This window comes from Kribbella sp. NPDC055071 (assembly GCF_053608045.1).
In genome coordinates, this window is sequence record NZ_JBSGUS010000004.1 from 151036 (window position 1) to 172845 (window position 21810).

Sequence of the window (21810 nt, forward strand, 5' to 3'; positions counted from 1 at the left end):
CCCGAACCCGCCAACACACCGCGGTCGCCAAGAGACGGCGAGACACGCCACGGTCGCCCGCACCGACATGGTCGCAAGCACCGCACGTCACGGTCGCCAACACCGCCACGACCCCGGGCACCGCCACGTCACACCCGCCGCCACCCCGAACCCGCCAACACACCGCGGTCGCCAAGAGACGGCGAGACACGCCACGGTCGCCCGCACCGACATGGTCGCAAGCACCGCACGTCACGGTCACCAACACCACCACGGCCCCGGGCACCGACACGTCACGCTCACCAGCACGTTGCGGTCGCCTGCAGCACGGTCGTTGCCGGCACCGACACATCGCATCACCAGACACCTCACGGCCGCCAACGCCGCCACGGCTGCGGGCGACGCCACGTCGCGCTCGCCAGCGCGTCACGGTCACCAGCCCCCACGGCCGCCGGTACCGACACATCCCACTCGGCAGGCACGTCACGACCGCCGGCACCGCCGGGGATTTGGGTACCGACAATCGTGCTCACTAGACACCTGCCAGTCGCCAGCATCTCGCGGTCGCCAGCAGATCAGGGTGGTGGTTGGCAGATCGGGGTGGTTGGCAGATCGGGGTGGTTGGCAGATCGGGGTGGTTGGCAGATCGGGGTGGTTGGCAGATCGGGGTGGTTGGCGGGTGTCGACGACGCTCGAATCTGAGGCTTGGGCGGCGGCTTCGGTTACAGCGTCATTTTGGACGTCGGCGACAGCGGGGTCGCGGTGGCTGGTGGATTGTTGCGTAGGTGGCTCGGCTGGGTGCTGCGTGTGTGGCGGGCGCTTCCTGCGTGCAGATACCGGCGGATGGGCGTGGCCTCAAATCGTGCGCGCGGCGACGACCGACTTGTTGGGCTGCGGTCGCGAGGTTCGGTTGGCGCGGCGACTCAGAGCTGGAAGCCGCGCTCGCGCGGGCTGAGCAGGCGCTCGTACCCCGACTCCAGATACTCGTCCCAGGGACCAGGCGGGGACGTCGACGATGTTGTTGGCAGCATTGGCAGGAGGTCGTTGATGGACTGGCCCCGGAGTTCAACCAGCCCAGGGCCAGTCCTGGGCTTCAGCTTGTGGTGGTGCTTGGGGAGCCTGGCCGCGGTTTGCTGGGGATCTATCCCAGTCGGCGAAGCGTGCGGCTTCTTCCCACATCGCCTCGTCCGCCTCCCACCGGTGAGGTCTCCGCCTGCAAGAGTCTCCCGGATCCGGTTCGTGGCGTTAGGGGCGGGGCTCGCTTGAGGTGCCGGGGCGGGTCTGGGGGTGGTGGCGGGGTTGGGGGTGGTTCGGGTGGGGGCGTCTGTGGCTGCTGCGGCTATTCGGAGGGTGTCGGTGAGGGCGTCGGCTTGGCGCTTTTCTCGGGGGCGGGGGTCGAGGTCGCCGGTGGGGGTTTTGTGGGGGCGGGCGGCGGCGATGATTCTCGAGCGGAGGAGTTCGGCGTTTTCGTTGGCGAGGAAGCCGCGGAACTTGACGCCGTTGTTGGTGTTGGTGAGGGTCAGGGTTTCGCGGGCGTAGGCGGCGTTCTCGTCGGGTTCGGGGCCGTCGGAGTCGAGGAGTTCGCAGATGTCTCTGGCGGTTTTGGCCAGGTCACTGGGAGCGAGGTTCTTGGCGAGTTTGACGAGCTGTTCTTCGGCGACGTCGAGGTGTTCGACAGGGACTCGGGCGGCGACTCGGTCGAGGGCGGTGGTGATGGCTGCGGCTTGGTCGGGATGTACCTGCTCGGCTGGGTCGGTCAGGGCTGCGGCCACGATGCCGTGCTTGGGCAGGGCGCGGGCGAGCTTGACGTCGCGGTGGGTGTCGCGGCGGTCGATGCGGTAGCGCTTGGCGAGCAGCTCGGTGGTGTCTCTGGCGCCGAGCTCCTTGGCCAGGCCGATCTCGTCGACACGCGCGACGAGCTGGAGGCGGTAGGTGAGTAGTCGGGTGATGGCGGCGTCTACCTGGTCGATGGCCGGCAGCAGTTCGCTGTCGCTCATCGACCAGATCGGCCGTTCACCCAGCTGTTCCATGCACTCAACGATAGACCTCCTCACCGACAGTCTCCAAACCCGAATCCCCTTATTTTCAAGGGGATTCGTTGTCCACAAAACTCACTCACGTTATCCACACGCCCAGGGTCTTATCCACAAGTCATGGCGTGCTGGCGATGTAGTTGCTATGGGCAACCAGGTTGATTGCAGCGTGAATTGCGGCGTGAATTGCAGTGATTAGGGGCGACGCGTCGGGAGTCACCTGCGGTGCGGCGGGGGCTGGGGCTACGGCTGGGGTGACGTGCGTACCGCACTGGTGGTGTCGGCGGATGGTGGTGTCGGCGGGTGGTTAGGCCTGGGTGATTGTGGCTATTCGCCAGGCTGGGGTGGCGGATCTGGTGGCGGTGGGCCGGGGTGCGGTGCGTGCAGTGGATTTAGGGCTGGTTGAGGTGAGGGTGATTAGGCGGGTTGTGGGCTTGCCTGGTGGGAGTGGGGTTGTGGCGCCGGTGTGGTCGATGGCAGTGCCGGCGGATAGGTGGTCGGTGGTTTTGAGGGTGACGGTGGTGGGGGTTCGGTGGGTGATCGTGGTTTTGTCGATGGTGATGCGCAGGCCTTGGACGCGGATGTTCTGGGCGCGATACGAGGAGAGCAGCGCTCGGTCGGAGCGCCAGGGTGGGCTGTCTCGTAGGTAGATCTTGTCCAGGGTGGATAGGTCGAGGGTTGAGAACGCCAGGGCACGTTCGGCGTCCAGGGCTTGCAGGGTGAGGGTCCATTGCGCGGCGTCGGCGGTTGACGCGGTCGTGGTCGGGGGCTGAGTGGATCTGGTCGGCGCGGTTGATGGTCGGCTCGGGCGTGACGGGGTCGCTGGCTGCGTGGGCGTTGCCGCGGCTCCGGCCTGCGTGGGCGTTGCTGGGGTTCCGGGATGTGTAGGCGTTGCCGGGGTTTCGGGCCGCGTGGGGGTCGTTGGACTGGTGGATGACCGGGTGGCGGCCGTGGTGGACGTTGACGAGTTTGTCGCCTGGGCGGGTGGTGGGGTGGTGGGGTCCTGGGCGGCCGTTGAGGTGCCGAGGGTTCGGAAGGTTGCGATGCCGATGACGAGGACGACCACGGCTCCTAGGGCGACTGCTGCCAGCACGCCGTAGGCGGGGTGCGGGAGGTCGCGGAGTCGTCCCCAGAAGGTTCGGTTACCGCGCCAGGGGCGTGGTCGTCGGGAACGCGGTCGGTTGGGTCTGGTCAGGGAGCTGAAAGCGGGCGCGGCGGATGAACTGGGTGACGCTGAGGACGTGGGTGGGGCCGACGTGCTGGCGAAAGACGAAGGGTTGGACGACGGCGAGCCGGCGAACGGCGATGGTGGAGTCGAGGCGGATGGGGTGGGGAAGTCGAGTTGGGCGGCCACGGCCGAGGGGCTGCCGGGGGTTGAGCGGTCGGCTGAGGGCGAGGCGGCGAAGGCTGGTGGGGTGGCGAAAGCGGGTGGGGTCGTGGGAGGCGATTTGGTCAGGCGGGTTAGGGGGTTGATGGGTGGGGTGCGGGTGCGGCGGAGGCGTTTGGGGCGGCGGACGAGGCGGCTGCGTTTGCCGTGTGGTTTGGCGAGTGGTTTGGCGGGGGCGAGTGGGGTTGTGGCGGTGGCGTCCGGAGGTTGTGGTGTCGGTGGTTTGGACGGGAGGGGTGTGAGGGGATCTCGAGACAGGTCTAGGGGGTCGGTGGTTGTTGGCGGGTTGGATGTCGGGCGCGGGCTCGCGGCGGCGGGAATCGTGTCCGGGGTGTCCGTCGCCTCGTCGTGGAACGCGAGGTCTATGGGCGCGGGCGGGGCGAGGGTGAGTAGGCGGCGGGGTAGGTCGCGGGGTGGGGTTGTGATGAACAGATCGGGCGTGAATAGGGCAGGGTCGCCGCCGGCTTGATGGGACAGGGTTGCTAGCGCTAGTAGGTCGTCGGCTGGTTTGTAGGTCGTGCCGTCGAGGTGGACATGGAGGGCGGTGTCCGTGAGGACCGGGCGGCCGTCGGTGTCGAACAGAGTGTTGGTGGGCGTGATGCGGCCGTGGCTGAGGCCGGATCGGTGGAGGTGGTCGAGGGCTTCGGCGAGCGGGGTCAGGAGCGTGACCAGCTCGCCTGGTGAGAGGGGCGCTCGTCTGGTGAGGAGGGCGGTCAGGCTGCCGGCGACGACGTACTGGCTGATGAGGAGCCACTCGGTCCCGGTCTCGCGGAACTCCAGCAGACGGGCGACGTGTGGGTGACGGATGCGTTGCAGGATGCCGAGGTCTTCACGGAGCCTCCCTTGGTTGGGGATGGAGGTGATCGGGATGCGTTTGAGCACAGCGTTGCGGCCGGACGCGAGGTCACGGACCTGCCAGACGGTGCCGGCTGATCCGGACCCGAGCATCCGGCGCAGGCTGTAGCCGGCGAGGTCTTCGAGGTCCATGCCCAAGAGGATGCACCGAATCGTCGAGACCCCTCGGAAGTTATCCACAGGTAGGCGATCGCGGGCCTGCGGGCGCTTGCCTGTGGATGGCGGCGTACGGCGGATTCGGGACGCGCCTACACTCGAAGGCGTGAGAGCGATCAAGTATGTGGAGGCCGGATTCGGCGCCGACGCGGTGGATTACGAGTCCGCGTGGGCAGAGCAGCGGCGGTTGCACGCCGAGGTTGCCGAGGGCACGGGTTCGGATACGGTCATCCTGCTCGAGCACCCACCGGTGTACACGGCGGGCAAGCGGACGCAGCCGGAGGAGCGACCGGTCGACGGGACGCCGGTTGTCGACGTCGATCGCGGCGGGAAGATCACCTGGCACGGCCCCGGGCAGCTGGTGGGCTACCCGATCGTGAAGCTGGCCTCACATGTGTATGTCGTGGACTACGTGCGGCGCCTGGAGGAGGCGTTGATCGCGGTCTGCGCCGAGCTCGGCGTCAAGACCGGCCGGGTCAAGGGCCGCAGCGGTGTCTGGGTGGCGGCCGACGATCGTGGTCGGGAGCGGAAGATCGCGGCGATCGGGATCCGGGTCGCGCAGGGTGTGACGATGCATGGGTTCGCGCTGAACTGCGACAACGATCTCGCCTGGTACGACCGGATCGTGCCGTGTGGGATCTCCGACGCCGATGTCACCACGCTGTCCAAGGAACTGGGCCGGGACGTGCCGGTGACCGAGGTGCTCGAGTCAGTACGCCGGGAGCTCGACCGCATGCTCGCCTGGGACGAGTACGAGCGCAGCCCGGATATCGAGCATCACGAGGAGCCGGCCGCCGGGATTACCTACGGCTTGACGGTCTGAGGCCCTGGGGTAGTCAGCGGGGACAGCCCCACTTCGGCGCGCCAAGCGGTGTGGAGTTCGTACAACCGCGCGACGACGGCAGGCTCGGCAGCGAACCGGTCAGTCGTCTCGGCGATGTCTTCCGACACGTTGGACAGGTGCCATCCCTCGCCCATCGGAGCGTGCTCATAGGACTTCAGGTGCTGAGTGTCCTCGTTGTCGGCGACCCAGCTGAGCTTCCAGGGACCTGAGCGCACGGCCCATTGGAATTCGCAGTCCCAGTGCAGGGTCTCATGCTGTACGGCGGACTCGCCGGACAGCACCGGAAGGATGTCCAGCCCATCGACATCGGACACATCCGCACCGGCGGCCGCGGCCAAGGTGGGGACCAGGTCGAGCGTGCTGACGAGAGCGTCCGTACGACGTCCTGCCGGCAGTCGATCTGGCCAGCGCCAGAGCATCGGGACGCGGATGCCGCCGTCCCAGACTGTGTACTTCGTGCCGCGTAGCGGAGTGTTGTCGCCGAAATTGCAGGTCGAACCACCGTTGTCGGTGACGTAGACCACGATGGTGTTGTCGTCGACGAGGTCGAGGAGCCGGCCGATCTCGGCGTCCATCAGTTCCAGCTGCGCGAGGTAGTACTCCCGCCCGTGCGGCAGGTTCGGCACGATCGCGTCGTCGTACCACTCGTTGAAGGAGTCGTTCACCTCCGGCGTCCAGTCACGGAACGCAGGGAGGTTGCGGGCTGCGAGCTCGGCCTCCGGCAACTGCCAGCAGAAGTTGTGGACGGCGTTGAACGCGAGCATGCAGAAATACGGCCGCTCGTCCGCACGGCTGATGAACTCACCGGCTCGTCGTCTGAACTCCGCGGTCAGGAAGCCCTCGTGCTCGACCGGCTCGTCTCCGGACAGCAACGGTTGCACCGCCATGTGATGCGCGGCCGGCTGCCCGTACGACGAGACCGCGTCTTCCGAGTGGTGGAGATAGTTCAGCCGGCCGAACGACTGACCGGCGAGCCCGTACAACGTTTCCTCGAAACCGTGGTGTGGCGGACAGGCACGATCTCCGACCGCCTCTCCCCCGTAGTGCACCTTGCCGAAGTACCCGGTCCGATACCCCTGGCCGCGCAGGATCTCCGCCAACGTCGGCACGTCGTCCGGCGGGAACGCGGCCGAGTCGAACCACTGTCCGCCCCAACGCTGCTGATACCGGCCGGAGATGATCGCGGCCCGCGAGGGACTGCAGATCGGTGCCGTCACATAGGCGTCGGTGCAGCTCACGCCCTCGGCCGCGAACCGGTCCAGCGCCGGAGTCTTCACATCGGGATGGATCCCTAGGCTGCCGCGGTCGGCGTACCCATGGTCGTCGGAAACGATCAGCAGGATGTTCGGGGCAGTCAACGGTTGATCCTCTCGCCACGGAGGCCGCACGCGCGGCCTGGTCGGACTTCGCAACTGCGTCAGCAGCGTCCGGATCCACGAGCGATCTCAACACAGCGTCCAGCGAACGCACCAGAGGTTCGTTTGCTGACAGATCGTCAAGCTCGAGTGGATCGGTGTCGAGGTTGAAGACCTGCGGACGTTGGGCGGCGCCGTGGTAGCAGTACCTCCACGGCCGGACTTGAGCATGAAACCGCCGTCGACCATGCCCTGTGCGCGGTACTCCGACAAACACCGGCTGATCGACGGCGTCGAGCACCGGGTGCTGCTGATCAGCGGGTGACGGGAGCTCGACCTCGGCGGCGTCGTATAAAGCCCGGAACTCCGGTGGTGCGACCAGGGGAAGTCCGGTCTCGTGCAGGTGGTGGCTCCATGTGCGAGATGACGGTCCGGGATGACGCCGTTGTCCCAGGCCCCGATTTGGTGCGCGTATTGGCCAGCCATCAGGGACAGGCGCGAGGGCACACACACGGGCCTGTTCGTGTAGGCGCGGTCGAACGAAACGCCCTGTGCGGGCAGGCGATCCAGATGCGGGGTCAGTACCCGCGGGTGGCCGGTCCACGCGGCCGCGGCGGCGGTGTGCTCGTCCGACAGCAGGACAGGGATGTTGGGACGGTCCACGGGTTCTACCTTAGGCAAGCGGTTGCCCTTCCGTGCTTGCGCCGAAGTGTCTGCGGGGTGTGACGGGAAAACGTCGCTACCTTGGGGGTGTGTCGAAAATTCTTGGGTTCCTGCTCGGAGTGGTCGTCGCACTGGCCGGTCCGGCCGTGTTCGGCGTACTCGCGGCGGCGGGCGGTATCGAGCTGAATACGAAGGAGATGGCGCTTGCCTTCGGCATCGGCGCGCTGATCTTCTGGGCCGTCGTGTCGTACTTCTCCGGCGCGGCCGCACTCGGTGCGTTCCTTGCCTTCGGCACGCTGATCTACTGCTGGCTGTGGATCCCGAACCGGACCTCGAACTTCCTGAACGACGTTCCCGGGGTCACCAACGGGATGATCGACGGGACGAAGCAGTACACGCTGAACGGCGTCGTACCGATCCTTGCGGTGATCTCGCTGGTGTACGCGATCCAGCTGATCGTGCGTGGGGTGCAGCGCCGGCGGCGGGAGCGGGCCGAGGCGGAGCGGCTGCAGCGCGAGCAGGAGGCGGCGCAGGCGCAGCAGGAGGCGGATGCGGCCGCGGTCTATCCCGTTGCCGCGAGCACCTATCCTGCCGAGCAGCCGCAGTATGTCGAGACGTTCGGCAACAGTCATCGGTTCGACGATCTGTTCGACGACGAGCCCGAGCAGGTGCGGCCGCGGAGTCAGGCCGAGGAACACACGGCGCAGTTCCCGAGTGCCGGTGTGGAGCAGACGCGTGAGTTTGCCGGGGAGGATGCCGCTAGCAACTATCCGGGTGAGGACACCGTGCTGGTGCCGACGGATGGTGATGCGACGGTGCAGGTGCCGGCTGCTTCTCCGGCGTACGACCCGGATGCTACTCAGGTAGCTCCGCGGGAGTCGTACGCCGATGACGAGGTTACGCAGGTGGAGCCTCAAGAGCAGGCTGGGGCTGCGCCGGATGCGGCGCGGGGCGAAAGTGCCCCTGAAGCGCCGCTCGCGCCGGGAGATGGTTCAGGGCGGCAGGGATCGGGTTCCGGGGCTGGAGCTGCGGCCGGGACTGGTACTACAGCTGAAGCGGCGTCGGAGGTGGGAGGACGGGAAGCTTCGTCTTCAACTGCAGGACCGGCAGCGGCGTCTTCACCTGAAGCACCGGCTGCTTCTTCACCTCAAGCACCTGCGGGTTCTCAGCCTGAAGCACCCGCGGCTTCCTCACCTCAGGCGCCGACGGATGCGGCGCGGGGCGAGGGTGCTCCTGAAGCGTCGCTCGCGCCGGAGGTGGGGGGACGGGAAGCTTCGTCTTCAGTTGCAGGACCGGCAGCGGCGTCTTCACCTGAAGCACCGGCGGCTTCTTCACCTCAGGCACCAGCGGCATCTCAATCTGAAGCACCCGCGGCTTCTTCACCTCAGGCACCGGCCGCTCCTTCACCTGAGGCACCCGCGGCTTCCTCACCTCAGGTGCCGACGGATGTGGCCCGGGGCGAGGGTGCCTCTGAAGCGCCGCTCGCGCCGGAGGTGGGAGGACGGGAAGCTTCTTCTTCAGCTGCAGGACCGGCAGCGCCGTCTTCACCTGAAGCACCGGCTGCTTCCTCACCTCAGACACCAGCGGCGTCTCAATCTGAAGCACCCGCGGCTTCCTCACCTCAGGCACCGGCGGCTCCTTCACCTGAAGCAGCCACGGCTCCTTCACCTCTAGCGTCGGCGGATCCTTCACCTGAAGCACCCACGGGTTCATCACCTCAGGCACCGGCGGCTCCTGCACCTCAAGCGCCTGCGGGTTCTCAGCCTCAAGCACCGGCGGGTTCTTCGCCTGAGGCATCGGCGGGATCTTCGCCTCGGGTGCAGGGAGGTTCTTCGGGTGAGGGGTCGGGTGCGGCGGGGCGGGGGGCTGGGGTTGAGGAGCGGGTGGGGTCTCAGTATCGGGAGCGGATGGATAGTCCGGAGGATACTGGGGAGTTTCACATTACGGCGTTTGAGAATCCGGTGATTCGGCCTGCGGGGGCGTGATTACGCGACGTGCATGTGTTGGTGCTGGTGGCGGCGAGCGTGTTCGGTGATGGCCTCGTCGTAGGCGGCGGTGGCCATGGCTAGGACGTCGGGGGCCATCTGGGCTCGGGGGGACTCGGTGTTCCAGGCGAGGATGAGCTTGCGGTGGATCGGGTCGCCCAGCAGCGTGCGGGTGGTGACGTCCGAGGAGAGCATGCGGTACGACGTCGGTGACACCAGCGCCACCCCTTGACCGCTCGTCACGAAGCCCATCAGGACCGAGGTGTCGACCGAGTGGTGCTCCACCTTCGGCTGGAAACCGGCCGCCTCGCACGCCGCCCGGAACAGTACGTGGAACCCGCTGTCGTCCGGCGGCTCTCCGATCCACTCCTCCGCCGACAGCGCGGCGAGGTCGATCTCACCGCGCGCCCGAGAGGCGACCGCGATCGGGTGGTCGGCCGACATCACGACGTACGCCGACTCCGAGTCGACGACCGTGGTCACCTCAACCCCGACAGGCAGCCGCAGCTCGAACCCAGGGAACTCCCGCAGCAGCGCAAAATCCAGCCGCCCGCTGTCCAACTGCTGCAGCAGCACCGACGTCGACCACTCGACCTCGATGCTGACCTGCTCGATCTCGCCATGCAGACGGAGTCGCGACGCGATCCCTGACATCGGCGCGGTCGGGAATCCGCCCAGCCGAACCGCCGATGACTCCATCGCTGTCATGGCGGACACAGTCGCGGACAGATGGTCGACGTCGACCAGGATCGCGCGGGCGCGGTCGACGGCGTACCGGCCGAGTGGAGTGGGCGTGACGCCGGTGCGGGAGCGCTCGAACAGCTCGCCGCCGAACGCCGCCTCGATCCGCTTGAGCTGCGCGGTCAGGCTCGGCTGGCTCACCTTCAGCCAGCGGGCGGCCCGTCCGACTGACCCCGCCTCTGCCACCAGGATGACCACCCGGAGATGGCGCAGCTCAACGTTCATGCGTTGAGACCGTAGTCCAGGTGCAGACACAGCACACAGGCACCCTACATTGCGGTTTGATCACAGCCTGGCCGCAGCTGTAACGCGCGGCCCGGCCCCACGATGATTCAGGACGCGTCCAGCGCCAGCGCCTCGCGGTAGCCAAGTCGGCGACCGGTCTGCAGCAGCGTCCGCTCGTACAGCCGGGCGCCGAGACGCACGATCAGCACGGTCGCGGCCAGCAGGATCGCGATCGCGACCAGCGGCTGCCAGATCGGTACGTGCTCGGTCAGCATCCGCCCCGGCATCGCCATCGACGACGCGATCGGCACGAACGACGCAACCGTTTTGGCCGACGACCCGGCGAACACCGAGAAGAAGAACGGCACCATCAGGATCATCTGCCCCGGCAACGTGGTCGACCCCAGATCCTCCTGGCGTGTGGCCAGCGACCCGGCCACCGCCCACAGCCCGGCCAAGGCGACGAACCCGAGCACGAAGAAGACCACGAACCACCCGGCCACCGGCGCGACCACCTCGAGAATGCCGGCCTGGTCGGTCAGCAGGAGCCCGATCAACGAGGCACCCGCGATCACCACGATCTGCCCAAGCGCCAGCACCGTACTGCCGAGCACCTTGCCCCACAGCAGCGACCGGATCGGCACCGCGGCGGCGAGGATCTCGACGACGCGACTCTCCTTCTCCTGTACGACGCTCTGCGCGATCATCATGCCGAATCCCAGCGCGGTCATGTAGAACACCAGCGCCAGCCCGATGTTGACGAACTGCGACACCAGCTCGGGCAACGGTCCGGGCTTGAGCAACTGCACATCGACCTGCGTGCCCGCACGCAGCTCGGCCGGAGTCAGCCCGTGCTCGGCCGCGTTGTGCTCCATCCGCAGATCAGCGGCCGACGAGCGCAGCGAGCTTTCGATCCCGGAATCGACCTGATCCTTGCCGAGTACGACGTACCCGTTCTGACCCGGTAGCAGCGCCGCCTTGGCCTCGCCGTTCGTGACGAGCTGCTCGGCCGCCGGCCGGTCCGCAGCCCGGGTCACCTCGTACCCGTCGCCACTCTTCGTCGTCGACGCTCGTTGCACGACCTGCGCACCGGCGTCGTCGATGACGGCGATCTTGTCCGGCCCACCGCGCCCGGAGAGCAAGGCAGGGACCAGTACGGCGGCCAGCACGATCACCAGCATCACCACGGTCGACCCGATGAAGGTCTTGTCCCGCAGCTTCGTGCTCACCTCACGCTGCGCGATCAGCATCCATGGTCTGTCGAGAGTGCGGTCGTTCATCGGGTCGCCTCCCGGAAGACGTCGCTCAAGGCCACTCGCTCCGGCCCGAACTCGAGCACCGGCCCCCGCGTGATCGCCTTCTGAAGGATCTGCTGCTCGACGTCGTCGTCCCCGATCTCGACGTCGAACAGCGCCGTACCGCCGGCGACGTCGCGGACCTTGATCCCGCGGACGTCGCGCAACCAGCCCGCGTCTCCGTCCACCACCAGCCGGTACGTCGACGTCGGACTCGCAGCCAGGTCAGCAACGGGGCCTGCGGCAACGACCTTGCCGCGGGACAGGACCACGAGGTCGTCGCACAACCGCTCGACCAGCTCGAGCTGGTGACTGGAGAACAGCACCGGCACCTCCGGCGTCACCTCTTCACGCAGCAGGTCCACCATCGCGTCGACCGCGAGCGGATCGAGGCCGCTGAACGGCTCGTCCAGTACGAGCGCGATCGGCTCGTGCACCAACGCCGCGGCGATCTGGACCCGCTGCTGGTTGCCGAGCGACAGGGTCTCGAGCACGTCACCAGCACGCTCGCTCAGCCCGAGTCGGTCGAGCAGCTTGTCGGTCCGGTCGCCCGCCCGGTCGGGGTCGAGTCCGTGCAGCCGGCCGAAGAACACCAACTGGTCGCGGATCTTCATCTTCGGGTACAGGCCGCGTTCCTCGGGCATGTACCCGAAGTCGCGGCGTACCTCCTGGGTCAGCGGTTCGCCGTTCCAGCGCACCTCACCGGCAGACGCTGCGAGTACGCCGAGAATGATGCGCATCGTCGTCGTCTTGCCGGCTCCGTTCGCGCCGACGAACCCGGTCATCCGCCCGGGCACGACAGCGAAAGTCACGCCGTCCAGTGCGAGGTGCTCACCGAAGCGCCGGGTCAGCCCGGCCACCGTCAACATCCGTCACGTTCCCCATCAGCTCAGCCCCCGCCGGACCTGTGCCCGGCCTACCCAAAGCTAGTGAGGACAAGCCCTCCTCCACGTCGCCCACGAGGGTGATCCACCGCGTCATCCGTACGGCGGAGTCGCTAGAAGGAGTCGTCAGGACGCGTCGTCCCCGGGAGTGACCAGCCCGCACTCGTAGGCGAAGACGACCGCCTGCACCCGGTCGCGCAGACCGAGCTTCAGCAGGACGCGGGAGACATGGGTCTTCACGGTGGCTTCGCCGACGTAGAGCTGATTGGCGATCTCGGTGTTGGTCAGGCCGCGAGCGATCAGGCCGAGGACCTCGCGTTCGCGATCGGTCAGCTCGGCCAGCAGATCCGGCCGGTAGACGCGCTCACGGGTGCCGGTGAACCGCTTGATCACCCGCCGGGTCACCTCGGGTGCGAGCAGCGCGTGACCGTGGTGCACGACCTGGATGGCGTCGACCAGGTCCTCGGGCGCGGTGTTCTTCAGCAGGAACCCACTGGCTCCAGCGCCGAGCGACTCGAACAGGTAGTCGTCGCGGTCGAACGTCGTCAGGATCACGACCTTCCCGGCATCCGCGGCGACGATCCGCTGCGTCGCGCTGATCCCGTCCATCCCGGGCATCTGCACATCCATCAGTACAACGTCCGGCCGCAACTCCATCGCGAGCTCGATCGCCTTGGCGCCGTCGGCCGCCTCGCCGACCACCTCGATGTCCGGCTCGACCGAGAGGATCATCCGGAACCCGGCCCGGACCAGATCCTGGTCGTCTACCAGCAGCACGCGCATCGGCGCCTCTGCGTCGGTCATTCGGCGGTCGTCCCTTCGGCGAGTGGGCGGTCCTGCGGAGCAAGCTGCCCGGAAGTCAACGGCAGCCGCACGCGGACCCGGAAGCCACCGACCGGCCGCGGTCCGATCTCGCTCTCGCCGCCGAGCAGACCGACCCTCTCACGAATCCCGACATGCCCCAGCCGGCTCCCCACCGGCGCATGCTTCGGCCGGCCGTCGTCGATCACCTCGAGCTCGACCGTGTCACCGAGATAACGCAGGGTGATGTGAGCACTCCGAGCGGTCGAGTGCCGCCGTACGTTGGTCAGCGCCTCCTGCGCGATCCGGTAGACCGAGACCGAAATCGTCTCGGGGAGCTGCAAGGGTGCGCCGATCTGGTGGAACCCGACCGACAAGCCCTCGCCATTCACCTCGGCGATCAAGGCCGGCAGCCGGTCCGCACCGGCTTGCGGCGCCTTGGGATCGGGTGCGTCGACGTCGAGATCCGGGTCGGCGGCGCGCAACATGCCGAGCAGTTGACGCATCTCGTTGACCGCGGTCCGGCTGGAGTTCTCGATCACGCCTAGCGCGTCCTTGGCCGCCTCCGGGTCGACGTCCATCACCCGCCGAGCCCCGCCGGCCTGTACGCCGATGCTGCTGATGTGATGCGCGACGACGTCGTGCAACTCACGGGAGATCCGGAGTCGCTCGTCGATCACCGCGCGCCGGGCGTTCGCCTCCTGTTGCGCGGCGAGCTCACTCGCCTGCTCCTCCAGCTCGTGGCGCTGCCGTGCGATCCCCCACGCCGCCCGGCCCCAGAAATAGGCACCGAAGAAATAGAGCACGTTGAGCGCGACGCTCAGGATCACGCTCGACACGTACGGCGAAAGCAGCGCGTGGTTCGGCCCGTCGATCGCGTTGTTGCGCAAGGCCCGGACGAAGTTGACCGTCAGCCAGCCGAACATGCCGACGAAGACCACGGCCACCGACGCCTTCATCAGCCGACGGTCCCGGGCCCAGGCGACGGCCGAGTAGACCGCGATGAACAGCGACGCCTGGGTGGTGAGGTTCCCGACGAAGGCGAACACCGTCCGCTCACCACTGATCACGAACAGTACGGAGACCGCGAGCAGCACCGGGATCGGATAGCGACGGCGGAAGCAGAGCGGCAGCACAGTGGCGGCGCTGAGCACGTACGGCTCGATCCCGCCGATGCCCAGGTCCACCTTCGTCGGAGCCTGACCCCGGGCCAGCTCGGTCGCGATCACCGCGGCCACGACCATCCCGAGACCCACCAGGATGTCGGTACGGCGCTCCCGAGCCGTCGGCCCGGGCCGCACCCAGCCGCGGACGGTGGTCCCGGTGCGAGGTGGTGTCCCCGGTTCGGCGCCCGTGGCCGCCGTACCGAGCTCAAGCGTCGACATAGCTCATCAGCCTACGGGTGGATGGCTCCTGACCACGGCCGGCCGGGGCCGCGTAGGCTGGGAGTCGTGACGATCGCCCCAGAAGGACGGAAACTACTCAGGCTCGAAGTGCGCAACGCGGAGACCCCGATCGAGCGCAAACCCGAGTGGATCAAGACCCGCGCCAGGATGGGACCGGAGTACCAGGCCCTGCAGAAACTCGTGAAGTCCGAGGGACTGCACACCGTGTGCCAGGAAGCCGGCTGCCCGAACATCTTCGAGTGCTGGGAGGACCGCGAGGCCACGTTCCTCATCGGCGGCGACCAGTGCACGCGGCGCTGCGACTTCTGCCAGATCGATACCGGCAAACCCGAGGCGCTGGACCGCGACGAGCCCCGCCGCGTGGCCGAATCGGTCCGGACGATGGGCCTGCGCTACGCGACCGTGACCGGCGTCGCCCGCGACGACCTGGACGACGGCGGCGCCTGGCTCTACGCCGAGACGATCCGGCAGATCCACGAGCTCAACCCGGGCACCGGTGTCGAGATGCTCGCGCCGGACTTCAACGCCGTACCGGAGCAGCTGGCCGAGGTGTTCTCGTCGCGGCCCGAGGTGTTCGCGCACAACGTCGAGACCGTGCCGCGGATCTTCCGCCGGATCCGGCCCGGCTTCCGCTACGAGCGGTCGCTGGACGTCATCACCCAGGCCCGCGACTACGGCCTGGTCACCAAGTCGAACCTGATCCTCGGCATGGGCGAGACCCGCGACGAGGTCAGCCAGGCGCTGAAGGACCTGCACGCGGCGGGCTGCGAGATCATCACGATCACGCAGTACCTGCGGCCCTCGGTGCGGCACCACCCGGTCGAGCGCTGGGTCAAGCCCGAGGAGTTCGTCGAGCTGGACGCCGAGGCGCAGGAGATCGGTTTCGCCGGAGTCATGTCCGGTCCGCTGGTACGGTCCTCGTACCGCGCCGGACGCTTGTACCGTCAGGCCGTTGAGTCACGTATGAACAACCAGGACAGGTAGAGATGGCCAAGAACGACGCGCCCGAAGAGAAGACCAGCCGGCTCAAGCAGATCACGTCGGCCTACAAGCTGACCCGGAAGTCCGATCCGACGGTCGGGCTGGTGCTCGCCGGGATCTTCCTCGGCATCGTCGCCGTGTTCGTGGTGGTCGGCCTGCTGGTCGGTCCGCTGCTGGTCTGGATTCCGCTGGGTGTCGCCCTCGGCTTCCTGGCCGCGACGATCGTGTTCGGCCGCAAGGTCGAGAAGGCGGCGTACAGCCAGATCGAGGGACAGACCGGCGCCGCCGCGTCCGCGCTGCAGACGCTGCGCCGCGGCTGGACGGTGACGCCCGCGATCGCGGTCACCAAGAACGCCGACATCGTGCACCGGGTAGTCGGACGGCCGGGCATCGTGCTGGTCGGCGAAGGCCAGCCGAGCCGCGTGAAGAACCTGCTCACCGCCGAGTACAAGAAGCACAACCGGGTCGCCGGCGGCGCGCCGGTGATCCAGATCATCGCCGGTCAGGGCGAGGGCGAGATCGACATCCGGAAGCTGACCAAGCACGTGATGAAGCTTCCGCAGGCTCTGCAGCCGTCGGAGATCACCGATCTGCTCCAGCGGCTGAAGGCGCTCGACGCGGTCCGGCCGCAGGTGCCGATGCCGAAGGGTCCGGTGCCGACGAGCCTCAAGGGCGCACGGCAAGCCATGAAGGGGCGCTAAACGCCCGCTGACCTGCGTCCGGGGGGACGTGCGGGTGCCCTGCTTTTTGAGATGGCAGGTAACCCGACAGCAACTCAGTAGTTGATCAGTCGTGACGTGGCACGGGTGTGCCTTCGTGTCGCGTCGTGGGGTGGTGGTTGGGCCTTAAGGTGCGACTTAGTGCGGCGCTGACGGATCGAGGACACGAGGTTGACGATCATGACCGATCTCATGCCGGCTGTGCATCAGCCGGCGGCCGAGACGTGGCCCACGCTGGCCCGCCCGCGGTCGAACCCGGTTCGCCGGGCCGGCGCGGCGGCCGCGATCCGCATGATCGCCAAGGACCTGCCGGCGACGATCCACCTCGACAGCAACCGCTCGTACGGTCTGGGCGGCCCGGCCATGCGCGTGCATCGGACCGCGGCGTTCCTGGACCGGCTCGGGCACGACGCCGGTTCCGGGTTCGGCGAGGCCTATCTGGCCGGTGACTGGGATCCGGAGCCGGGCACCGATCTGGCCGATCTGCTGGTCCCGTTCGCCGAGCGGTTCAGCAACGACGAGACCCGGCATCTGCTGCCGAAGTGGGCGCAATCGCTGCGCTGGCTGGTGACTCGGTCCCAGCCCGGCGACCAGGAGAACGACCGGGCCGGCGCCCGGGAGAACGTCAGCCGGCACTACGACCTGAGCAACGCGATGTTCTCGGAGTTCCTCGATCCGACCTTGACCTACTCGGCCGCCTACTTCGGCGGCATCGATCCACTCGCCGGGCTCGCGACGGCGTCGTACGACGAGCTCAGCCAGGCCCAGCTGGACAAGCTGGACTCGATCCTCGACGCGGCCGGTGTCGTGTCCGGGTCGCGGGTGCTCGACATCGGCTGTGGCTGGGCGAGTCTGGCGATCCGCGCCGCGCAGCGCGGCGCGTGGGTGACGGCGATCACGATCGCGTCGCAGCAGGCGTTGCTGGCTCAGCGCAAGATCGCGGAGGCCGGGGTGAGCGACCGGGTGCAGGTCGCGTTGCGCGACTATCGCGACCAGATCGGCGAGTTCGACGCCGTGCTGAGTGTGGAGATGATCGAGGCGGTCGGCGAGAAGTACTGGCCCGTCTACTTCGACGCGATCGAACGGCGACTCGCCCCGGGCGGGGTCGGTGTCGTGCAGGCGATCGTGATGCCGCACGAGCGGATGCTCGCGACCCGCAACACGTTCACCTGGGTGCAGAAGTACATCTTCCCGGGCGGTCTGATCCCGTCGGTCGAGATCATCGAGGACGTCACCCGGCAGCACACCGGTCTGCGTTCGGAGGTGATCCGTCACCTCGGCCCGGACTACGCCCGCACGCTACGCGTCTGGCGGAACCGCTTCATCGAGCGCTGGCCGTCCATCGCCGCCCTCGGCTTCGACGGCACCTTCCGCCGGATGTGGGAGTTCTACCTGGCCTACTCCGAGGCCGGCTTCCGCACGGGCTACCTCGACGACGTCCAGCTCCGGCTGACGCGCGGCTGACCTGCTAACGCCGTACGACGACTGTGTTGGCGGCGCGGTCGTGGAGTCCGCGGCGATCGCGATCGTAGACGACCGCCGGAATCAACAGGCAGAGCAGCACGGTGCGCACGATGCCGCCGAGCAGGCCGACCTGAGCGGCGTAGCCGGTGGTCGTACCGGCCCGGAGGTTGAGCACGCGCAGCCCCAGCACGCGGTGACCGATCGTGCCGCCGGCCAGAGCGACCAGGATCGTGGTCATCGCGAAGAACGTGACCAGCTGGGCGGTGTTGAAGTCGTTGCCACCGGCCCAGATCGGCTTCCCCGTGACGGCGGACGCGATCAGGGAGGCGATCAGCCAGTCCAGCAGCAGCGCGAGGATGCGGCGGCCCCAGCCCGTGACCGAGCCCGGACCGTCGGCCGGCAGACCGAGACGGTTGCCCGGGAAACGGAATTCTTCGGTGGGTCCTGTGCCCGGCTGCGCCGATGATGCCATGATGGCTAGCCTACGGATGCGTCCATGCACCGCCACAGGCGGTCTGCGAGATCGCTGTGCGAGATCTCAGGGCGTCACCGCCGTATACCAGTGGGTCAGCGCGGACACGCTGGGCGTAACATCCGCGAAACATCGGGGTCACGGCCGAGTAATCGGCAGGCCCTACGTTCAGATGAATCTCTGAGCCACCCTAGGAGTACGTATGTTTTCCAGCGCTGAGGAGCTGCTCGCCTACGTCAAGGACGAGGGCATCGAAATCATCGATGTCCGGTTCTCCGACCTGCCGGGCATCATGCAGCACTTCACCGTCCCGGTGTCGTCGTTCGGTCCCGAGGTCTTCGAAGACGGGCTGATGTTCGACGGTTCGTCGGTGCGCGGGTTCCAGCAGATCCACGAGTCCGACATGAAGCTGCTGCCCGACCCGACCACCGCCTTCCTCGACACGTTCCGCGGGGCGAAGACGCTGGCGATCAACTTCTTCGTGCACGACCCGCTGACCGGCGAGGCGTACTCGCGTGACCCGCGCAACATCGCGCGGAAGGCGCAGGAGTACCTGAAGTCGACCGGTATCGCGGACACCGCGTTCTTCGCGCCCGAGGCCGAGTTCTACGTCTTCGACGACGTCCGGTTCGAGACCAAGTCGAACTCCGCCCACTACTCGATCGACTCGGTCGCCGGCGCCTGGAACACGGGCCGCGTCGAGGACGGCGGCAACCGCGGCTACAAGGTCCGCTACAAGGGTGGCTACTTCCCGGTCGCACCGACCGACCACTTCGGCGAGCTGCGCGACGACATCACGCTGGCGCTGGAGAAGGCCGGCCTGGTCGTCGAGCGCGCGCACCACGAGGTCGGCACCGCGGGTCAGGCGGAGATCAACTTCCGCTTCGACGAGTTGCTGAAGACCGCGGACAACCTGATGAAGTTCAAGTACATCGTCAAGAACACCGCGTGGGCGGCCGGCAAGACGGCGACCTTCATGCCGAAGCCGATCTTCGGCGACAACGGCTCCGGGATGCACGTCCACCAGTCACTGTTCTCGAACGGCGACGCCCTGTTCTACGACGAGTCCGGGTACGGCGGCCTGTCCGACATCGCCCGTTGGTACATCGGCGGTCTGCTCAAGCACGCCCCCTCGCTGCTGGCCTTCACCAACCCGACGGTGAACTCCTACCACCGCCTGGTGCCGGGCTTCGAGGCGCCGGTCAACCTGGTCTACTCGCAGCGCAACCGCTCGGCCTGCATCCGGATCCCGATCACCGGGTCGAACCCGAAGGCGAAGCGGATCGAGTTCCGCTGCCCCGACCCGTCGGCGAACCCGTACCTGGCCTTCTCGGCCCAGCTGCTGGCCGGCCTGGACGGCATCCGGAACAAGATCGAGCCGGCCGACCCGGTCGACAAGGACCTGTACGAGCTGCCGCCGGAGGAGCACAAGGGCATCGCGCAGGTCCCGACCTCGCTGCCGGCCGTGATCGACTCGCTCGAGGCCGACCACGCCTTCCTGCTCGAGGGCGACGTCTTCACCTCGGACCTGATCGAGACCTGGATCGACCTCAAGCGCGAGCAAGAGATCGCCCCCATCCAGCTCCGCCCCCACCCGCACGAGTTCGAGCTCTACTACGACGTCTGAGTTGTCTGAGACGTAGCTGAGAAGCCCTGTCCGGCCGGTCCGGACAGGGCTTTTCTCTGCCCTGGACCGGGCTCTCGGGGAGGCGCACAATGCGCTGTGTCATCCCTCGGGGGCAGGGAAGGGGGAACACAGTGAGGCCGTCAAACATGCGCCGGTCGGCGATCCTTGGTGTCATCAGCCTGATGGGATCGCTCGCACTGGTAGCTACGCCCGCCGCCGCCGCTCCGAGCGCCGTTACGGTGCACAACCCGCTGCTGAAGGAGGTGCTGGCCGAGGAAGAGGAGCCCGATCCGGACGACCCGGCGCTGTCGGCGCTGTGTCAGTCGTACCTCGGTCATCCGAACCCGTACGGGAATCCGGCGCCGAACGTCGACCAGATCGTCGGAGACACGGTAGTCCCGGTGGGCTCGCAGGCCGGCTGCAGCGCGGCCCAGAACGAGACCACGATCGCGGTCAACCCACGGAATCCGCGCAACATCGTTGCCGGCGCCAACGACTACCGACTGTTCAACCCCCGCGAGAACCGCAACGACAGCTCCAGCTTCGCGTACACATCGTTCGACGGCGGACGCAGCTGGACGAACGTGGCGATCCCAGGCCTGACCATCACCGCGGGCGGAACCGGCGCCTTCAGCTGGTTCGACGGATCAGGTGACCCGGTCGTCGCCTTCGGACCCGGCAACACGGTGTACTTCGCCTGCTGTTCAGCCGGTCCGCACCGCTCGGCGGCCAGGACGCCACCGCGATCGTCGTCAACGTGTCGCGCGACGGCGGCCTGCACTGGGGTGGTCCGCACGTCATCGCGATGGACGGCGTCAACGCGGACGGCACTCCGGCGGTGACCCACATCTTCAACGACAAGCCGTGGATCGCCGCGGATCCGTCCAACGGCCGGGTGTACGTGACCTGGACCAAGTTCACCAACGACAACGACGACAACTATCTCGAGTCGCCGATCATGGAGTCGGCCAGTATCGACTTCGGCTCGCATTTCGGGACGCCCGTCCGGGTTCCGCCGTCGCTGACCAGCTTCCCTGGCGGCATCACGCCGTACGACCAAGGCTCGAACCCGCAGGTCGGCAACGACGGGCAACTGTACGTCGCCTACGAGGCCTCGGTCTGTGCGACGGCCGCGTGTGATGGTGCCACGGACCGGGATGCCACGGTGGTGGCGACCTCGACCGACCACGGGCGCACGTTCCGGCATGCGGTTATCGACACGAACTACGACTTCCCGGACACGCTGACCGGGGAGAACTTCCGGCTGAACAGCTACCCGCAGCTGGCGTATGACCGGGTCAACGAGAAGCTGACAGTGGTCTGGTCCGACGACCGCAACGGACTGTACGACGCGAGTACCGGCGCATCCGTGCGCACCAACGGCGACAACGTGGTGTCCGCATCGGGCAACGGCAAGAACTGGTCCCGCCCGCTGGTGGTCGGCACGCCACAGGACGAGTTCTTCAGCGCGGTCGCGGCGCGCGACGGCAAGGTCGCGATCACGTCGTACACGAGGCACTACGACCCCAACGGGATCAATCTCGACTACGCGTACTGGGCCGGCTCCGGCACCCAGTCGCTCGGCCGGACCGCCACCCAGCGGATCACCACGGTCTCGGAGAACCCGCAGGTCCAGTTCCTCGCCGTCGAACCCGACGGTACCGAGGTGCAAGGCGTGTTCATCGGCGACTACTCGGCAGTGGCCATCGGCAACGATCTCGGCATCCACCCGTGCTGGACCGACTTCCGTGGCCGACCCGGCGTGAACACCCCGAACCAGGACGCATACACCCAAAGCATCCAGCTCAAGCGTTGACGACCGCGTCGAGGGGGGCGCGGGGCGCCTCCCCCGGCACCGCCTGGGGGTTCCGGGGGCCGACACAAGGCGGGGGTAAACCCGGATGTTGTTGTGGGGGGGTAGTGGGTTGAGCGAGCGCC

At 67.6% G+C, this 21810-nt stretch carries 18 protein-coding genes and 1 pseudogene; 7 read left to right on the top strand and 12 right to left on the bottom strand.

All coding sequences use genetic code 11. The features are described from left to right. Positions 1-902 precede the first annotated feature (902 nt). Both ACWF4Z_RS09250 and ACWF4Z_RS09255 read right to left on the bottom strand, forming a co-directional pair. Positions 903-2009 (bottom strand): DUF222 domain-containing protein, encoded by a 1107-nt coding sequence (locus tag ACWF4Z_RS09250; protein ID WP_452242466.1) that lies wholly within the window; start codon positions 2007-2009, stop codon positions 903-905. Positions 2010-2319: 310 nt separating this feature from the next. Continuing rightward, positions 2320-4386 (bottom strand): protein kinase domain-containing protein, encoded by a 2067-nt coding sequence (locus ACWF4Z_RS09255; RefSeq protein WP_452242467.1) that lies wholly within the window; start codon positions 4384-4386, stop codon positions 2320-2322. Positions 4387-4516: 130 nt separating this feature from the next. On the opposite strand from ACWF4Z_RS09255, the gene lipB reads away from it, so the two are divergent. After that, complete coding sequence (lipB, locus tag ACWF4Z_RS09260) at positions 4517-5233, top strand: lipoyl(octanoyl) transferase LipB (protein WP_452242468.1); 717 nt, start codon at positions 4517-4519, stop codon at positions 5231-5233. Here the strand turns inward: lipB and ACWF4Z_RS09265 are convergent. The 9 genes and pseudogenes from ACWF4Z_RS09265 to ACWF4Z_RS09305 all read right to left on the bottom strand — a co-directional run bounded on the left by ACWF4Z_RS09265 (position 5215) and on the right by ACWF4Z_RS09305 (position 14588). Further along, positions 5215-6612, bottom strand: coding sequence for a sulfatase family protein (locus tag ACWF4Z_RS09265; RefSeq protein WP_452242469.1), 1398 nt, complete (start codon positions 6610-6612; stop codon positions 5215-5217). The two genes, lipB and ACWF4Z_RS09265, sit on opposite strands and share 19 nt — an antisense overlap. Positions 6613-7056: 444 nt before the next feature. Continuing rightward, positions 7057-7272: pseudogene (locus tag ACWF4Z_RS09270) on the bottom strand (sulfatase-like hydrolase/transferase); the annotation flags it as partial. 5 nt (positions 7273-7277) lie between these two features. After that, positions 7278-7970 carry a hypothetical protein gene (locus ACWF4Z_RS09275; protein ID WP_452242470.1) on the bottom strand — a complete coding sequence of 231 codons (693 nt, stop codon included), beginning with the start codon at positions 7968-7970 and terminating at the stop codon, positions 7278-7280. A gap of 346 nt (positions 7971-8316) precedes the next feature. After that, positions 8317-9069, bottom strand: coding sequence for a hypothetical protein (locus ACWF4Z_RS09280; protein WP_452242471.1), 753 nt, complete (start codon positions 9067-9069; stop codon positions 8317-8319). Positions 9070-9257: 188 nt separating this feature from the next. Next, a complete protein-coding gene (locus tag ACWF4Z_RS09285) occupies positions 9258-10223 on the bottom strand; it encodes a LysR family transcriptional regulator (protein WP_452242472.1) in 966 nt (321 codons plus the stop codon). A gap of 107 nt (positions 10224-10330) precedes the next feature. Next, complete coding sequence (locus ACWF4Z_RS09290; RefSeq protein WP_452242473.1) at positions 10331-11503, bottom strand: ABC transporter permease; 1173 nt, start codon at positions 11501-11503, stop codon at positions 10331-10333. Continuing rightward, on the bottom strand, positions 11500-12387 hold the full coding sequence (locus ACWF4Z_RS09295; RefSeq protein ID WP_452242474.1) for an ABC transporter ATP-binding protein: 888 nt from the start codon (positions 12385-12387) through the stop codon (positions 11500-11502). Before ACWF4Z_RS09295 ends, ACWF4Z_RS09290 begins: the two co-directional genes overlap by 4 nt. Before the next feature lie 141 nt (positions 12388-12528). Beyond that, complete coding sequence (locus tag ACWF4Z_RS09300) at positions 12529-13206, bottom strand: response regulator (protein ID WP_452242475.1); 678 nt, start codon at positions 13204-13206, stop codon at positions 12529-12531. Continuing rightward, the gene (locus tag ACWF4Z_RS09305) at positions 13203-14588 is read right to left on the bottom strand and encodes a sensor histidine kinase (RefSeq protein WP_452242476.1); all 1386 of its coding nucleotides are present in this window, start codon (positions 14586-14588) and stop codon (positions 13203-13205) included. Before ACWF4Z_RS09305 ends, ACWF4Z_RS09300 begins: the two co-directional genes overlap by 4 nt. A gap of 66 nt (positions 14589-14654) precedes the next feature. On the opposite strand from ACWF4Z_RS09305, the gene lipA reads away from it, so the two are divergent. The 3 genes from lipA (at position 14655) to ACWF4Z_RS09320 (ending at position 17773) form a co-directional block, all read left to right on the top strand. Beyond that, positions 14655-15593 (top strand): lipoyl synthase, encoded by a 939-nt coding sequence (gene lipA, locus ACWF4Z_RS09310; RefSeq protein WP_452242477.1) that lies wholly within the window; start codon positions 14655-14657, stop codon positions 15591-15593. 2 nt (positions 15594-15595) lie between these two features. After that, on the top strand, positions 15596-16291 hold the full coding sequence (locus ACWF4Z_RS09315; RefSeq protein WP_452242478.1) for a DUF4191 domain-containing protein: 696 nt from the start codon (positions 15596-15598) through the stop codon (positions 16289-16291). Positions 16292-16489: 198 nt separating this feature from the next. Continuing rightward, positions 16490-17773: a class I SAM-dependent methyltransferase gene (locus ACWF4Z_RS09320; protein ID WP_452242479.1), complete on the top strand. Its 1284-nt coding sequence runs from the start codon at positions 16490-16492 to the stop codon at positions 17771-17773. A gap of 4 nt (positions 17774-17777) precedes the next feature. Here ACWF4Z_RS09320 and ACWF4Z_RS09325 read toward each other — a convergent pair whose 3' ends face one another. After that, entirely contained in the window at positions 17778-18245 is a 468-nt protein-coding gene (locus tag ACWF4Z_RS09325; RefSeq protein ID WP_452242480.1) for an RDD family protein, read from the bottom strand. Between the two features lie 202 nt (positions 18246-18447). Here ACWF4Z_RS09325 and glnA point away from each other — a divergent pair, with 202 nt between their 5' ends. The 3 genes from glnA (at position 18448) to ACWF4Z_RS09340 (ending at position 21688) form a co-directional block, all read left to right on the top strand. After that, on the top strand, positions 18448-19872 hold the full coding sequence (glnA, locus tag ACWF4Z_RS09330; RefSeq protein ID WP_452242481.1) for a type I glutamate--ammonia ligase: 1425 nt from the start codon (positions 18448-18450) through the stop codon (positions 19870-19872). A 131-nt stretch (positions 19873-20003) separates the two neighbouring features. Further along, positions 20004-20714, top strand: a complete 711-nt coding sequence (locus ACWF4Z_RS09335) for a hypothetical protein (protein ID WP_452242482.1) — start codon at positions 20004-20006, stop codon at positions 20712-20714. Next, a complete protein-coding gene (locus ACWF4Z_RS09340; RefSeq protein ID WP_452242483.1) occupies positions 20630-21688 on the top strand; it encodes a sialidase family protein in 1059 nt (352 codons plus the stop codon). Before ACWF4Z_RS09335 ends, ACWF4Z_RS09340 begins: the two co-directional genes overlap by 85 nt. Positions 21689-21810: the final 122 nt, after the last annotated feature.

Bases quoted from the DNA above. Each gene is read 5' to 3' on its own strand.
- ACWF4Z_RS09325 (WP_452242480.1), bottom strand. From the start codon at position 18,245: ATGGCATCATCGGCGCAGCCGGGCACAGGACCCACCGAAGAATTCCGT.
- ACWF4Z_RS09280 (WP_452242471.1), bottom strand. From the start codon at position 9,069: ATGCCTCAGGCGAAGAACCCGCCGGTGCTTGAGGCTGAGAACCCGCAG.
- ACWF4Z_RS09320 (WP_452242479.1), top strand. From the start codon at position 16,490: ATGACCGATCTCATGCCGGCTGTGCATCAGCCGGCGGCCGAGACGTGG.
- glnA (WP_452242481.1), top strand. From the start codon at position 18,448: ATGTTTTCCAGCGCTGAGGAGCTGCTCGCCTACGTCAAGGACGAGGGC.
- ACWF4Z_RS09305 (WP_452242476.1), bottom strand. From the start codon at position 14,588: ATGTCGACGCTTGAGCTCGGTACGGCGGCCACGGGCGCCGAACCGGGG.
- ACWF4Z_RS09250 (WP_452242466.1), bottom strand. From the start codon at position 2,009: ATGGAACAGCTGGGTGAACGGCCGATCTGGTCGATGAGCGACAGCGAA.
- ACWF4Z_RS09255 (WP_452242467.1), bottom strand. From the start codon at position 4,386: ATGGACCTCGAAGACCTCGCCGGCTACAGCCTGCGCCGGATGCTCGGG.
- ACWF4Z_RS09300 (WP_452242475.1), bottom strand. From the start codon at position 13,206: ATGACCGACGCAGAGGCGCCGATGCGCGTGCTGCTGGTAGACGACCAG.
- ACWF4Z_RS09285 (WP_452242472.1), bottom strand. From the start codon at position 10,223: ATGAACGTTGAGCTGCGCCATCTCCGGGTGGTCATCCTGGTGGCAGAG.
- ACWF4Z_RS09295 (WP_452242474.1), bottom strand. From the start codon at position 12,387: ATGTTGACGGTGGCCGGGCTGACCCGGCGCTTCGGTGAGCACCTCGCA.
- ACWF4Z_RS09290 (WP_452242473.1), bottom strand. From the start codon at position 11,503: ATGAACGACCGCACTCTCGACAGACCATGGATGCTGATCGCGCAGCGT.
- ACWF4Z_RS09315 (WP_452242478.1), top strand. From the start codon at position 15,596: ATGGCCAAGAACGACGCGCCCGAAGAGAAGACCAGCCGGCTCAAGCAG.